This window comes from Shewanella sp. ECSMB14101 (genome assembly GCF_000773485.1).
Taxonomy (GTDB): domain Bacteria; phylum Pseudomonadota; class Gammaproteobacteria; order Enterobacterales; family Shewanellaceae; genus Shewanella; species Shewanella marisflavi.
Window position 1 is genome coordinate 1 of the sequence record NZ_JSFF01000038.1, and the last position, 10,586, is coordinate 10,586.

Below are 10,586 nucleotides of genomic sequence, written 5' to 3' on the forward strand. Positions count from 1 at the left end.
ACTGAAAAAGGCAGCTTAGGCTGCCTTTTTTATTGCTCGAAATAGGGCTGGTTTTTCTGATCGAGTTGAGTATAATACTCGCCACTTTGACAGTTAGCGCGAAAGTGATGCTAATTCGTTCAATGGGCTTGATCTCCGAGTTTAGATCAGTATAATAGCCCCTCGCCTTAACCATTAGGCGAAAGATTGTCGGTTCTCGAAGCCGACGTAAAATAATACAGCGACTCCGATTTGGAGTCGAACGGTTAAATCATCTCGCTCTGCTTTTCCAGTAAGGAAGAAGCTAGAGGGTGATTTTTTATGTGTCCATTTTAGGAGCTCTGGTCAATGCAGAACCAAAGAATCCGTATCCGCTTAAAAGGATTTGATCATCGTCTGATCGATCAGTCTACTGCGGAAATCGTTGAAACTGCTAAGCGCACAGGCGCCCAGGTACGTGGTCCAATCCCACTACCAACGCGTAAAGAGCGTTATACCGTTTTGATCTCTCCACACGTTAATAAAGATGCGCGTGATCAGTACGAACTTCGTACTCATAAGCGTCTTGTTGACATCGTAGAGCCGACTGAAAAGACTGTAGATGCACTTATGCGTCTAGATCTTGCGGCAGGTGTTGACGTTCAAATTAGCTTAGGTTAATTGAGATCCTTAGAAGAGGTTTGAGAGATGGCTATCGGTCTTATCGGTCGTAAAGTAGGTATGACTCGCATCTTCACTGAAGATGGTGCGTCAATACCTGTAACAGTAATTGAAATTGCAGCTAACCGTGTTGCTCAAGTGAAAACTTTAGAAACTGACGGTTACCGTGCACTTCAAGTTACTACTGGTACCAAAAAAGCTAATCGCATCACTAAACCAGAAGCAGGTCACTTTGCTAAGGCTGGCGTTGAAGCTGGTCGTGGTTTGTGGGAAATGCGTTTGGCTGATGGTGAAGGCGAAGGCATCGAAGTAGGTGCTGAGCTTAATGTTGATATCTTCGCTGACGTAGCGAAAGTTGATGTTACTGGTCAATCAAAGGGTAAGGGCTTCCAAGGCGGTATCAAGCGTTGGAACTTCCGTACTCAAGATGCAACACACGGTAACTCATTGGCACATAGAGCTAACGGTTCTATCGGTCAAAACCAAACACCTGGTCGCGTTTTCAAAGGTAAGAAAATGTCAGGCCACATGGGTGCCGAGCAAGTAACGACTCAAAATCTAGACGTTGTACGTGTAGATGCTGAGCGCAACCTGCTATTGGTTAAGGGTGCAGTTCCAGGCGCTACTAATGGCGACCTGATCATCAAGCCTGCCGTTAAAGCTTAGGTCTGAGGAGATAGTAATGGAATTGGTATTGAAAGACGCACAGAGTGCTCTTGAAGTTTCCGAAACTACCTTCGGCCGTGACTTTAATGAAGCACTGGTTCATCAGGTAGTTGTAGCATACGCTGCAAACGCGCGTCAGGGCACTCGTGCTCAAAAGACTCGCGCAGAAGTAACTGGCTCTGGCAAAAAGCCATGGCGCCAAAAAGGTACTGGCCGCGCACGTGCCGGTACTGTTAAAGGCCCAATCTGGCGTGGCGGTGGCGTATCTTTCGCTGCTAAAACACAAGATCACAGCCAAAAAGTAAACAAGAAGATGTACCGCGGAGCGCTTAAGAGCATTCTGTCTGAATTAGTACGTCAAGATCGCCTTGTTGTTGTTGAATCATTCGGTGTTGAAGCTCCTAAGACTAAAGAGTTGAAGGCTAAGCTGAAAGACATGAACCTGGAAGACGTATTAATTGTTACTCCAGAGATTGACGAGAACTTGTTCTTAGCTGCACGCAACCTATACAAAGTTGACGTTCGTGACGTTGCTGGTATCGACCCAGTTAGCCTAATCGCGTTCAACAAAGTACTAGTTACTGCCGATGCTGTTAAGCAAATCGAGGAGATGCTGGGATGATAAGCGAAGAACGTTTGCTAAAAGTTATTCTAGCGCCACACATCTCTGAAAAGAGTACTGTTTGCGCTGAAAATAACAACACGGTAGTTTTCCGTGTGGCTATCGATGCGACTAAAGCTGAAATTAAAGCTGCAGTAGCTAAGTTGTTCGAAGTTGAAGTAGATTCAGTTCGCACTCTAGTTAACAAAGGTAAGACTAAGCGTCACGGTGCCCGTACTGGCCGTCGTAGCGATTGGAAAAAAGCCTATGTGACTTTAGCTGCTGGTGCTGACATCGATTTCGTCGGCGCTGAGTAAGCAAAGGAGAATTATCATGGCAGTTATTAAGTGTAAGCCAACCTCTGCTGGTCGTCGCCACGTTGTTAAAGTGGTAAACAGCGATCTGCATAAGGGTAAACCCTTTGCTGGCCTGTTGGCGAAAAAGTCTAAGAGTGGTGGCCGTAACAACACTGGTCGCATCACTGTTCGTCACGTAGGTGGTGGACACAAGCAGCACTACCGTATTGTTGACTTCAAGCGCAACAAAGACGGTATCCCTGCAAAGGTTGAGCGTTTGGAATATGATCCAAACCGTACCGCAAACATCGCACTTGTTTTGTATGCTGATGGTGAGCGTCGTTATATCCTTGCAGCCAAAGGCATGCAAGCTGGTGATAAGATCCAGTCTGGTATCGATGCTGAAATCAAAGTGGGTAACGCTTTGCCATTACGCAACATCCCAGTAGGTAGTGTGGTTCACGCTGTTGAAATGAAGCCTGGTAAAGGTGCTCAGATCGCACGTTCAGCCGGTACTTATGTACAAGTTGTAGCTCGTGATGGCGCTTACGCCACTCTACGTCTTCGCTCTGGCGAAATGCGTAAAGTGCCTGTAGATTGCCGCGCGACATTAGGTGAAGTTGGTAATGCCGAGCATATGCTACGCCAGTTAGGTAAAGCAGGTGCTAAGCGCTGGAGAGGCGTACGCCCAACAGTTCGTGGTGTTGCAATGAACCCAGTAGACCATCCACATGGTGGTGGTGAAGGCCGTACTTCTGGTGGTCGTCATCCAGTATCTCCATGGGGTGTCCCAACTAAGGGTTATAAGACCCGTAGTAACAAACGCACCGACAAGTACATCGTACGTCGTCGTAACAAAAAGTAAGAGGATTCGCCATGCCACGTTCTCTCAAGAAAGGTCCATTCATTGACCTACACTTGCTGAAGAAGGTAGAGAAAGCGATGGAAGCGGGTGACAAGAAGCCTATTAAGACTTGGTCTCGCCGCTCAATGATCATCCCTAACATGATTGGGTTGACCATCGCTGTCCATAATGGTCGTCAGCACGTACCTGTGTTCGTAACTGACGAAATGATCGGCCACAAGCTTGGTGAATTTTCACCAACTCGCACTTATCGCGGCCATGCTGCTGATAAGAAAGCGAAGAAGCGTTAATACGGGAGACTCAAGATGGAAGTTTTAGCTAAACATCGTTTTGCCCGTACGTCGCCTCAGAAGTGTCGTTTGGTTGCAGATCAAATTCGTGGACTGCCTGTTGCTAAGGCTCTAGAAATTTTAACTTTCAGCCCAAAGAAAGCTGCAGTACTTGTTAAAAAAGTACTTGATTCTGCTATCGCTAATGCTGAGCACAACGAAGGTGCTGACATTGACGAGCTGAAAGTTGGAAAAGTCTTTGTAGACGAAGGTCCAACTATGAAGCGTATCATGCCACGTGCTAAAGGCCGTGCTGATCGTATTATCAAGCGTACCAGCCACATTACTGTGGTTGTATCAGATCGCTAGGAGTTAGCAATGGGACAGAAAGTACATCCTAATGGTATCCGTCTGGGTATCACTAAGCCTTGGATCTCGACTTGGTACGCTGATAAATCAGAGTATGCAAATAACCTGAGCAGCGACTGGGAAGTGCGTAAGTTTCTAGAAAAGAAACTTAAGCAAGCATCAGTCTCTAAGATTGTTATCGAGCGTCCAGCTAAGAGTGTTCGCGTTACTATTCACACTGCCCGTCCAGGTGTTGTGATTGGTAAGAAAGGCGAAGATGTTGAAAAGTTGCGTAACGAAGTTGCCAAGTTGACTGGTATTCCAGCTCAAATCAACATCGCTGAAATCCGTAAGCCAGAGCTAGATGCGAAGCTAGTTGCCGAAGGCATCGCTTCTCAGCTAGAGCGTCGTGTAATGTTCCGTCGTGCTATGAAGCGCGCAGTACAGAACGCAATGCGTCTAGGTGCTAAGGGTATCAAAGTTGAAGTGAGCGGCCGTTTAGGCGGTGCTGAGATTGCGCGTTCAGAGTGGTATCGTGAAGGTCGTGTGCCTCTACATACACTGCGTGCTGATATCGACTATTCTACTGCAGAAAGTCACACTCAATACGGTGTGATCGGCGTTAAAGTTTGGGTCTTCAAAGGTGAAGTTCTAGACGGCGTTGTACCTGCGCTAGAAGAGCCGAAACAGCAGCCGAAGCGTAAGCCTCGCGGTAAATAGGAGAGCTGGCAATGCTGCAACCAAAACGAATGAAGTTTCGTAAAATGTTCAAAGGCCGTAACCGCGGTCTGGCGAACGGCACTGAAGTAAGCTTCGGTGAGTTTGGTTTGAAAGCTGTTGGACGTGGTCGTCTTACTGCTCGTCAAATCGAATCTGCGCGTCGTGCTATGACACGTCACATTAAACGTCAAGGTCAAATCTGGATTCGCGTTTTCCCAGACAAGCCAATTACCTCTAAGCCTCTTGAAGTGCGTATGGGTAAAGGTAAGGGTAACGTTGAATACTGGGTTTGCCAGATTCAACCTGGTAAGGTTCTTTATGAGATGAATGGTGTTTCAGAAGAGTTGGCTCGTGAAGCTTTCACTCTTGCTGCTGCCAAGCTTCCTATTAAGACTACCTTCGTAACTAAGACGGTGATGTAATGAAAGCGAGCGAACTAACACAGAAGAGCGTTGAAGAACTGAACGCTGAACTGCTTGGTCTGCTGCGTGAGCAGTTTAATCTGCGTATGCAACACGCCACTGGTCAGTTGACTCAGACTCATCAGCTTAAAATCGTGCGTCGTAACATCGCGCGCGTTAAGACCATTATTACTTCTAAGGCGGGTGCATAATGTCTGATAAAATCCGTACTTTGCAAGGTCGTGTACTTAGCAACAAGATGGACAAGTCTATCACTGTAGCTATTGAGCGTAAGGTTAAGCACCCTCTATATGGGAAGTTTATCAAGCGCACTACTAAGATCCATGCACATGACGAAACAAATCAGTGTAATGCTGGCGATATCGTGACTATTCGCGAATGCCGTCCGCTGTCTAAGACTAAGTCTTGGACTCTGGTTGAAGTAGTATCAAAAGCCTAAGCTTATTAGGTAATTAGCGAAACGGCTCCTAGATTTGGGGCCGTTTTTATTTTTAATACTATCTATTCCTTTTTTGCGGTGTTATACTTGCGCGCCATTTTAGTCGATATTCTGGTCTAAAATGGTTTAAATATGCCCCAAATATGGGATTAGTGAAGTAACGATAGCGGAGCACTTAAAATGATCCAAATGCAATCGACTCTAGAAGTCGCCTGTAACAGTGGCGCTCGTAGAGTTCAGTGTATTAAGGTCTTGGGTGGCTCTCATCGTCGTTATGCCGGTATCGGCGACGTCATCAAAGTTTCTGTAAAAGAAGCAATTCCTCGCGGTAAAGCGAAGAAAGGTGACGTGTATAACGCGGTGGTAGTCCGTACTAAGAAAGGCGTACGTCGTCCAGATGGTTCTGTCATTCGCTTCGATCGCAATGCAGCGGTATTGCTGAACGCAAACCTTGCACCGATTGGTACTCGTATCTTTGGACCAGTGACGCGTGAACTGCGTACAGAACAATTTATGAAAATTGTTTCTCTGGCACCAGAAGTACTGTAAGGAGCTTCAAAATGGCAGCTAAAATCCGTCGTGAAGACGAAGTAATTGTACTAGCAGGTAAAGACAAGGGTAAACGCGGTAAGGTTTCTCGAGTTTTACCAACTGGTAAGTTAATTGTAGAAGGCATCAATCTTGTCAAGAAGCACCAGAAGCCTAACCCACAAATGGGTGTGACTGGTGGTATCGTTGAGAAAGAAGCGCCAATACAAGCATCAAATGTAGCGATTTTCAACTCTGCCACTGGCAAAGCTGATCGCGTTGGTTTCCGATTTGAAGACGGCAAAAAAGTCCGTTTCTTTAAGTCGAACAGTGAACTCGTTAAGTAATTGGAGTAAACGATGGCGAAACTGCATGATAAATATAAAGAGACTGTTATCGCTGAGCTTTCTAAGAAGTTCGGTTATACCAGTGTCATGCAAGTCCCTCGGATTGAGAAAATCACCCTTAATATGGGTGTTGGCGAAGCTGTAGCAGATAAGAAAGTTATGGAGCATGCGCTTCGTGACATGACTGCTATCGCTGGTCAAAAGCCAGTTGTAACTGTTGCTCGTAAATCAGTTGCTGGTTTTAAAATCCGTGATGGCTACCCGATCGGCTGTAAGGTGACTCTGCGTGGTGAACGCATGTGGGAATTCCTTGAGCGTTTAGTTGATATCGCAATCCCGCGTATCCGTGACTTCCGTGGTTTGAGCGCTAAGTCGTTCGACGGACGCGGTAACTACGCAATGGGTGTACGTGAGCAAATCATCTTCCCGGAAATCGATTACGATAAAATCGATAAAATCCGTGGTATGGATATTGTAATCACTACTACTGCGAAGAATGACGAAGAAGGCCGTGCTTTATTAGACGCCTTTAACTTCCCATTCAAGAAATAAGGGTAGCGAAATGGCAAAAAGTTCAATGAAAGCACGTGAAGCAAAACGTGCCAAGCTCGTGGCTAAGTATGCTGAAAAGCGTCTAGCTCTTAAGGCTATCATTAGCAATCCAACTACTTCTGATGAAGATCGTTGGGATGCAGTTCTTAAGCTGCAAGGTCTACCACGTGACTCAAGTTCTGCGCGTCAGCGTAATCGTTGTAGTCAAACTGGTCGCCCACATGGTTTCCTACGCAAGTTCGGTCTAAGCCGAATCAAATTGCGTGAAGCTACCATGCGTGGTGAAGTTCCTGGTCTGCGTAAGGCCAGCTGGTAATACTTGTCACGGAGTAAGCTAATATGAGCATGCAAGATCCAATTGCGGATATGTTAACTCGCATTCGTAACGGCCAAGCTGCTAACAAAGTATCAGTATCTATGCCTTCTGCTAAGCTGAAAGTTGCTATTGCACAGACGCTTAAAGAAGAAGGTTATATCACTGACTACACCGTAGCAGGCGAAGCCAAGCCGGTTTTAGAAATCACTTTAAAGTATTTCCAAGGCCAACCAGTCGTTGAGACTATCCAGCGCGTAAGTCGTCCTGGTCTTCGTATTTACAAAGGTAAAAACGAACTACCAAAGGTGATGGGCGGTCTGGGTGTCGCAATCGTGTCCACTTCTAAAGGTTTGATGACTGATCGTGCCGCCCGCCAAAATGGCATGGGTGGAGAAGTTATCTGCTACGTAGCATAAGGAGCTAGCAATGTCTCGTGTCGCAAAAGCACCAGTCGCTATCCCTGCAGGCGTAGAAGTGACTTTAAACGAACAAACTATCACCGTAAAAGGTACTAAAGGTAGTTTGACTCGAGTGATCAACGCTGATGTTTCTGTTGTTGTTGAAGACAACGAAATCAAGTGTTCTCCAGCTGAAGGCGTAACTAGCGCTGCACAAGCTGGTACAGCTCGAGCACTAATCAACAACATGGTTGTTGGTGTTAACGAAGGTTTTGAAAAGAAACTGACTCTAGTTGGTGTTGGTTACCGTGCAAAAATTGCTGGTAACGGTATCGACCTGACTCTAGGTTTCTCTCACCCTCTAGTACACCAGCTTCCAGACGGCGTAACTGCAGAGTGTCCAACTCAAACTGAAATCGTACTTAAGAGTACTGATAAGCAGCTTGTTGGTCAGGTTGCTGCAGAAATTCGTGGCTACCGTCCACCAGAGCCTTACAAAGGTAAAGGTGTTCGCTATGCTGATGAACAAGTACGCCGTAAAGAGGCTAAGAAGAAGTAGGTAACGCGATATGGATAAGAAAACATCTCGCTTGCGCCGCGCTACTCGCGCCCGTAAGAAGATCCAAGAGCTGGGCGTTAACCGTCTGGTTGTACATCGTACACCACGTCACACATACGCACAGGTTATTGATGCCAACGCGCAAGTTGTGGCGGCAGCTTCTACTGCTGAGAAAGCGGTATCAGAGCAGCTTAAATACACAGGTAACGTTGATGCAGCAAAAGTAGTGGGTAAAACCGTTGCAGAGCGTGCTATCGAGAAAGGCGTAACTGTAGTTGCATTCGATCGTTCCGGCTTTAAGTATCACGGACGCGTAGCTGCCTTGGCAGACGCTGCTCGTGAAGCTGGCCTACAGTTCTAAGGAATGATTAAAAATGGCTAAATTTGAAGCTCCACAAAAAGACGACCTGCAAGAGAAGTTAGTTGCAGTAAATCGTGTTTCTAAAGTAGTTAAAGGCGGACGTATCTTTAGCTTCACTGCACTGACTGTAGTGGGTGACGGTAACGGTAAAGTCGGCTATGGCTATGGTAAAGCGCGTGAAGTACCTGCTGCTATCCAGAAAGCAATGGAAAAGGCTCGCCGTAACATTGTTTCTGTTGAACTTGTAAATGGTACTTTGCACCACCCTGTTAAGGGCCGTCACACTGGTTCGCGTGTTTACATGCAACCAGCCTCTGAAGGTACCGGTATTATTGCCGGTGGTGCGATGCGTGCCGTATTGGAAGTAGCAGGCGTTCATAACGTTCTGTCGAAAGCATACGGTTCTACTAACCCGATCAACATCGTTCGCGCAACTGTAGACGCGCTGGTACACATGAAGTCACCAGCACAGATTGCAGCTAAGCGTGGCCTGAATGTTGATGAAATTCGAGGTTAAGCACCATGGCTACTAAAACTTTAAAAGTAACTCAGACTAAGAGTTCAATTGGACGTTTGCCTAAGCATCGCGCCACATTGACCGGTCTAGGTCTACGCCGTATTAACCATACTGTTGAGCTGGAAGATACTCCTGCAGTTCGCGGTATGATTAACAAGGTTTACTACATGGTTAAGGTGGAGGATTAATCAATGAAATTGAATACTCTATCACCTGCTGCAGGTGCAAAATCAGCAGCCAAGCGTGTAGGTCGCGGTATCGGTTCTGGCCTAGGTAAGACTGCTGGTCGCGGTCACAAAGGTCAGAAGTCACGTTCAGGCGGCGGCGTTCGCGTCGGTTTCGAAGGTGGTCAAATGCCACTTAAGATCCGTTTGCCTAAGTTTGGTTTTACTTCGCGTAAAGCGTTGGTAACTGCCGAAATTCGTGTAAGCGAACTGGCTAAAGTTAACGGTGATGTTGTCGACTTGAATGCACTGAAAGATGCGAATCTTGTTACTCGCAACATACAGTTTGCTAAAGTCGTTCTTTCAGGTACCATTGAACGCCCAGTGACCGTTAAAGGTCTGAAGGTAACCAAAGGTGCTCGTGCAGCTATTGAAGCTGCCGGCGGAAAGATCGAGGAATAATACGTCGATGGCAAAACCAGGACTTGATTTAAAAAGCGCGAAAGGCGGTCTATCAGAATTGAAAACCCGTCTCCTGTTCGTGATTGGTGCGATTATCGTCTTTAGAGCCGGTTCGTTCGTGCCAATTCCTGGTATTGACGCAGCTGTATTAGCAGAGCTGTTTAATCAGCAAAAGGGTACCATCTTAGGCATGTTTAACATGTTCTCTGGTGGCGCCCTTGAACGTGCTTCTATCTTTGCTCTTGGTATCATGCCGTATATTTCGGCATCGATTATCATGCAGCTATTGACTGTGGTACATCCTGCATTGGCCGAACTGAAAAAGGAAGGCGAGTCAGGACGTAAGAAGATCAGTCAATATACTCGATACGGCACGTTGGTCTTGGGTACATTCCAAGCGATCGGTATCGCAACAGGTCTGCCTAACCTGGTTCCTGGTTTAGTTGTAAACCTTGGATTCGGGTTCTACTTTGTTGCTGTTGTCAGTCTAGTTACAGGAACCATGTTCCTAATGTGGCTAGGTGAGCAAATTACCGAGCGAGGCATAGGTAACGGTATCTCGATTCTTATTTTCGCAGGTATCGTCGCTGGTCTGCCATCTGCTATCGGCCAAACGGCTGAGCAAGCGCGTCAAGGCGACTTGAACGTACTAGTATTATTGTTGATTGCAGTGATCGTATTTGCTGTGACCTATTTTGTTGTGTTTGTTGAGCGTGGACAACGTCGTATCGTTGTTAACTATGCTAAGCGTCAGCAGGGCCGTAAGGTGTTTGCCGCGCAGAGCACTCACTTACCGCTTAAGGTCAACATGGCAGGTGTGATTCCACCAATCTTTGCGTCAAGCATCATTTTGTTCCCAGGCACACTGGCTCAGTGGTTTGGTCAAAATGAAGGTTTATCTTGGTTAAGTGATTTTTCACTTGCTGTATCACCAGGTCAGCCGCTTTACTCATTATTGTATGCAACAGCGATTATCTTCTTCTGTTTCTTCTATACTGCGTTGGTATTTAACCCACGTGAGACAGCAGATAACCTTAAGAAGAGTGGTGCGTTTATTCCCGGGATCCGTCCTGGAGAACAGACTTCGCGATATATAGATAAAGTAATGACTCGCCTA

General features: G+C 46.4%; 22 protein-coding genes. All 22 read left to right on the forward strand.

Going from position 1 to position 10,586, the window contains the following annotated elements; all coding sequences use genetic code 11:
- The first annotated feature begins 327 nt into the window (after positions 1-327).
- Positions 328-639, forward strand: a complete 312-nt coding sequence (rpsJ, locus tag NY07_RS18095; protein WP_011070616.1) for a 30S ribosomal protein S10 — start codon at positions 328-330, stop codon at positions 637-639.
- Positions 640-666: 27 nt separating this feature from the next.
- Positions 667-1,305 carry a 50S ribosomal protein L3 gene (rplC, locus tag NY07_RS18100; protein ID WP_033540771.1) on the forward strand — a complete coding sequence of 213 codons (639 nt, stop codon included), beginning with the start codon at positions 667-669 and terminating at the stop codon, positions 1,303-1,305.
- A 16-nt stretch (positions 1,306-1,321) separates the two neighbouring features.
- Positions 1,322-1,927, forward strand: a complete 606-nt coding sequence (rplD, locus tag NY07_RS18105; RefSeq protein ID WP_033540772.1) for a 50S ribosomal protein L4 — start codon at positions 1,322-1,324, stop codon at positions 1,925-1,927.
- Entirely contained in the window at positions 1,924-2,223 is a 300-nt protein-coding gene (gene rplW / locus NY07_RS18110; RefSeq protein ID WP_028774664.1) for a 50S ribosomal protein L23, read from the forward strand. Before rplD ends, rplW begins: the two co-directional genes overlap by 4 nt.
- 16 nt (positions 2,224-2,239) lie before the next feature.
- Positions 2,240-3,067, forward strand: a complete 828-nt coding sequence (gene rplB / locus NY07_RS18115; protein ID WP_033540773.1) for a 50S ribosomal protein L2 — start codon at positions 2,240-2,242, stop codon at positions 3,065-3,067.
- 11 nt (positions 3,068-3,078) lie between these two features.
- The gene (gene rpsS, locus NY07_RS18120) at positions 3,079-3,357 is read left to right on the forward strand and encodes a 30S ribosomal protein S19 (protein ID WP_006083596.1); all 279 of its coding nucleotides are present in this window, start codon (positions 3,079-3,081) and stop codon (positions 3,355-3,357) included.
- 15 nt (positions 3,358-3,372) lie between these two features.
- Positions 3,373-3,705 (forward strand): 50S ribosomal protein L22, encoded by a 333-nt coding sequence (rplV, locus tag NY07_RS18125; protein WP_011863971.1) that lies wholly within the window; start codon positions 3,373-3,375, stop codon positions 3,703-3,705.
- A 9-nt stretch (positions 3,706-3,714) separates the two neighbouring features.
- Positions 3,715-4,404, forward strand: a complete 690-nt coding sequence (gene rpsC, locus NY07_RS18130; RefSeq protein ID WP_033540774.1) for a 30S ribosomal protein S3 — start codon at positions 3,715-3,717, stop codon at positions 4,402-4,404.
- An 11-nt stretch (positions 4,405-4,415) separates the two neighbouring features.
- The gene (gene rplP, locus NY07_RS18135) at positions 4,416-4,826 is read left to right on the forward strand and encodes a 50S ribosomal protein L16 (RefSeq protein ID WP_011863973.1); all 411 of its coding nucleotides are present in this window, start codon (positions 4,416-4,418) and stop codon (positions 4,824-4,826) included.
- The gene (gene rpmC / locus NY07_RS18140) at positions 4,826-5,017 is read left to right on the forward strand and encodes a 50S ribosomal protein L29 (protein WP_011863974.1); all 192 of its coding nucleotides are present in this window, start codon (positions 4,826-4,828) and stop codon (positions 5,015-5,017) included. The genes rplP and rpmC overlap by 1 nt, the downstream gene beginning before the upstream one ends.
- Positions 5,017-5,265 carry a 30S ribosomal protein S17 gene (rpsQ, locus tag NY07_RS18145; protein WP_033540775.1) on the forward strand — a complete coding sequence of 83 codons (249 nt, stop codon included), beginning with the start codon at positions 5,017-5,019 and terminating at the stop codon, positions 5,263-5,265. Before rpmC ends, rpsQ begins: the two co-directional genes overlap by 1 nt.
- A gap of 180 nt (positions 5,266-5,445) precedes the next feature.
- Positions 5,446-5,814: a 50S ribosomal protein L14 gene (gene rplN / locus NY07_RS18150; RefSeq protein ID WP_011863976.1), complete on the forward strand. Its 369-nt coding sequence runs from the start codon at positions 5,446-5,448 to the stop codon at positions 5,812-5,814.
- 11 nt (positions 5,815-5,825) lie between these two features.
- Positions 5,826-6,140, forward strand: coding sequence for a 50S ribosomal protein L24 (rplX, locus tag NY07_RS18155; RefSeq protein ID WP_033540776.1), 315 nt, complete (start codon positions 5,826-5,828; stop codon positions 6,138-6,140).
- A gap of 12 nt (positions 6,141-6,152) precedes the next feature.
- Positions 6,153-6,692, forward strand: coding sequence for a 50S ribosomal protein L5 (rplE, locus tag NY07_RS18160; protein ID WP_011863978.1), 540 nt, complete (start codon positions 6,153-6,155; stop codon positions 6,690-6,692).
- A gap of 10 nt (positions 6,693-6,702) precedes the next feature.
- Complete coding sequence (gene rpsN / locus NY07_RS18165) at positions 6,703-7,008, forward strand: 30S ribosomal protein S14 (protein WP_033540777.1); 306 nt, start codon at positions 6,703-6,705, stop codon at positions 7,006-7,008.
- A gap of 23 nt (positions 7,009-7,031) precedes the next feature.
- The gene (rpsH, locus tag NY07_RS18170; protein ID WP_033540778.1) at positions 7,032-7,424 is read left to right on the forward strand and encodes a 30S ribosomal protein S8; all 393 of its coding nucleotides are present in this window, start codon (positions 7,032-7,034) and stop codon (positions 7,422-7,424) included.
- 10 nt (positions 7,425-7,434) lie between these two features.
- Complete coding sequence (gene rplF / locus NY07_RS18175) at positions 7,435-7,965, forward strand: 50S ribosomal protein L6 (protein WP_033540779.1); 531 nt, start codon at positions 7,435-7,437, stop codon at positions 7,963-7,965.
- A 10-nt stretch (positions 7,966-7,975) separates the two neighbouring features.
- Positions 7,976-8,326, forward strand: coding sequence for a 50S ribosomal protein L18 (rplR, locus tag NY07_RS18180; protein ID WP_028764670.1), 351 nt, complete (start codon positions 7,976-7,978; stop codon positions 8,324-8,326).
- A 13-nt stretch (positions 8,327-8,339) separates the two neighbouring features.
- The gene (gene rpsE / locus NY07_RS18185) at positions 8,340-8,843 is read left to right on the forward strand and encodes a 30S ribosomal protein S5 (RefSeq protein ID WP_011863983.1); all 504 of its coding nucleotides are present in this window, start codon (positions 8,340-8,342) and stop codon (positions 8,841-8,843) included.
- A gap of 5 nt (positions 8,844-8,848) precedes the next feature.
- A complete protein-coding gene (rpmD, locus tag NY07_RS18190; RefSeq protein ID WP_011863984.1) occupies positions 8,849-9,031 on the forward strand; it encodes a 50S ribosomal protein L30 in 183 nt (60 codons plus the stop codon).
- A 3-nt stretch (positions 9,032-9,034) separates the two neighbouring features.
- Positions 9,035-9,469: a 50S ribosomal protein L15 gene (gene rplO, locus NY07_RS18195; RefSeq protein ID WP_033540780.1), complete on the forward strand. Its 435-nt coding sequence runs from the start codon at positions 9,035-9,037 to the stop codon at positions 9,467-9,469.
- Positions 9,470-9,476: 7 nt separating this feature from the next.
- A partial coding sequence (gene secY / locus NY07_RS18200) for a preprotein translocase subunit SecY (protein WP_033540781.1) occupies positions 9,477-10,586 on the forward strand: 1,110 nt, incomplete at its 3' end.

Excerpts from the sequence above, each read along its gene's own strand:
- rplV (WP_011863971.1), top strand. The coding sequence starts at position 3,373 with ATGGAAGTTTTAGCTAAACATCGTTTTGCCCGTACGTCGCCTCAGAAG.
- rpsC (WP_033540774.1), top strand. The coding sequence starts at position 3,715 with ATGGGACAGAAAGTACATCCTAATGGTATCCGTCTGGGTATCACTAAG.
- rplW (WP_028774664.1), top strand. The coding sequence starts at position 1,924 with ATGATAAGCGAAGAACGTTTGCTAAAAGTTATTCTAGCGCCACACATC.
- rplN (WP_011863976.1), top strand. The coding sequence starts at position 5,446 with ATGATCCAAATGCAATCGACTCTAGAAGTCGCCTGTAACAGTGGCGCT.
- rpsQ (WP_033540775.1), top strand. The coding sequence starts at position 5,017 with ATGTCTGATAAAATCCGTACTTTGCAAGGTCGTGTACTTAGCAACAAG.
- rpsH (WP_033540778.1), top strand. The coding sequence starts at position 7,032 with ATGAGCATGCAAGATCCAATTGCGGATATGTTAACTCGCATTCGTAAC.
- rpmD (WP_011863984.1), top strand. The coding sequence starts at position 8,849 with ATGGCTACTAAAACTTTAAAAGTAACTCAGACTAAGAGTTCAATTGGA.
- rplB (WP_033540773.1), top strand. The coding sequence starts at position 2,240 with ATGGCAGTTATTAAGTGTAAGCCAACCTCTGCTGGTCGTCGCCACGTT.
- rplE (WP_011863978.1), top strand. The coding sequence starts at position 6,153 with ATGGCGAAACTGCATGATAAATATAAAGAGACTGTTATCGCTGAGCTT.
- rplR (WP_028764670.1), top strand. The coding sequence starts at position 7,976 with ATGGATAAGAAAACATCTCGCTTGCGCCGCGCTACTCGCGCCCGTAAG.
- rpsJ (WP_011070616.1), top strand. The coding sequence starts at position 328 with ATGCAGAACCAAAGAATCCGTATCCGCTTAAAAGGATTTGATCATCGT.
- rpsE (WP_011863983.1), top strand. The coding sequence starts at position 8,340 with ATGGCTAAATTTGAAGCTCCACAAAAAGACGACCTGCAAGAGAAGTTA.
- rplF (WP_033540779.1), top strand. The coding sequence starts at position 7,435 with ATGTCTCGTGTCGCAAAAGCACCAGTCGCTATCCCTGCAGGCGTAGAA.
- rpmC (WP_011863974.1), top strand. The coding sequence starts at position 4,826 with ATGAAAGCGAGCGAACTAACACAGAAGAGCGTTGAAGAACTGAACGCT.
- rpsS (WP_006083596.1), top strand. The coding sequence starts at position 3,079 with ATGCCACGTTCTCTCAAGAAAGGTCCATTCATTGACCTACACTTGCTG.
- rplD (WP_033540772.1), top strand. The coding sequence starts at position 1,322 with ATGGAATTGGTATTGAAAGACGCACAGAGTGCTCTTGAAGTTTCCGAA.
- rplC (WP_033540771.1), top strand. The coding sequence starts at position 667 with ATGGCTATCGGTCTTATCGGTCGTAAAGTAGGTATGACTCGCATCTTC.
- rplO (WP_033540780.1), top strand. The coding sequence starts at position 9,035 with ATGAAATTGAATACTCTATCACCTGCTGCAGGTGCAAAATCAGCAGCC.
- rplX (WP_033540776.1), top strand. The coding sequence starts at position 5,826 with ATGGCAGCTAAAATCCGTCGTGAAGACGAAGTAATTGTACTAGCAGGT.
- rpsN (WP_033540777.1), top strand. The coding sequence starts at position 6,703 with ATGGCAAAAAGTTCAATGAAAGCACGTGAAGCAAAACGTGCCAAGCTC.
- rplP (WP_011863973.1), top strand. The coding sequence starts at position 4,416 with ATGCTGCAACCAAAACGAATGAAGTTTCGTAAAATGTTCAAAGGCCGT.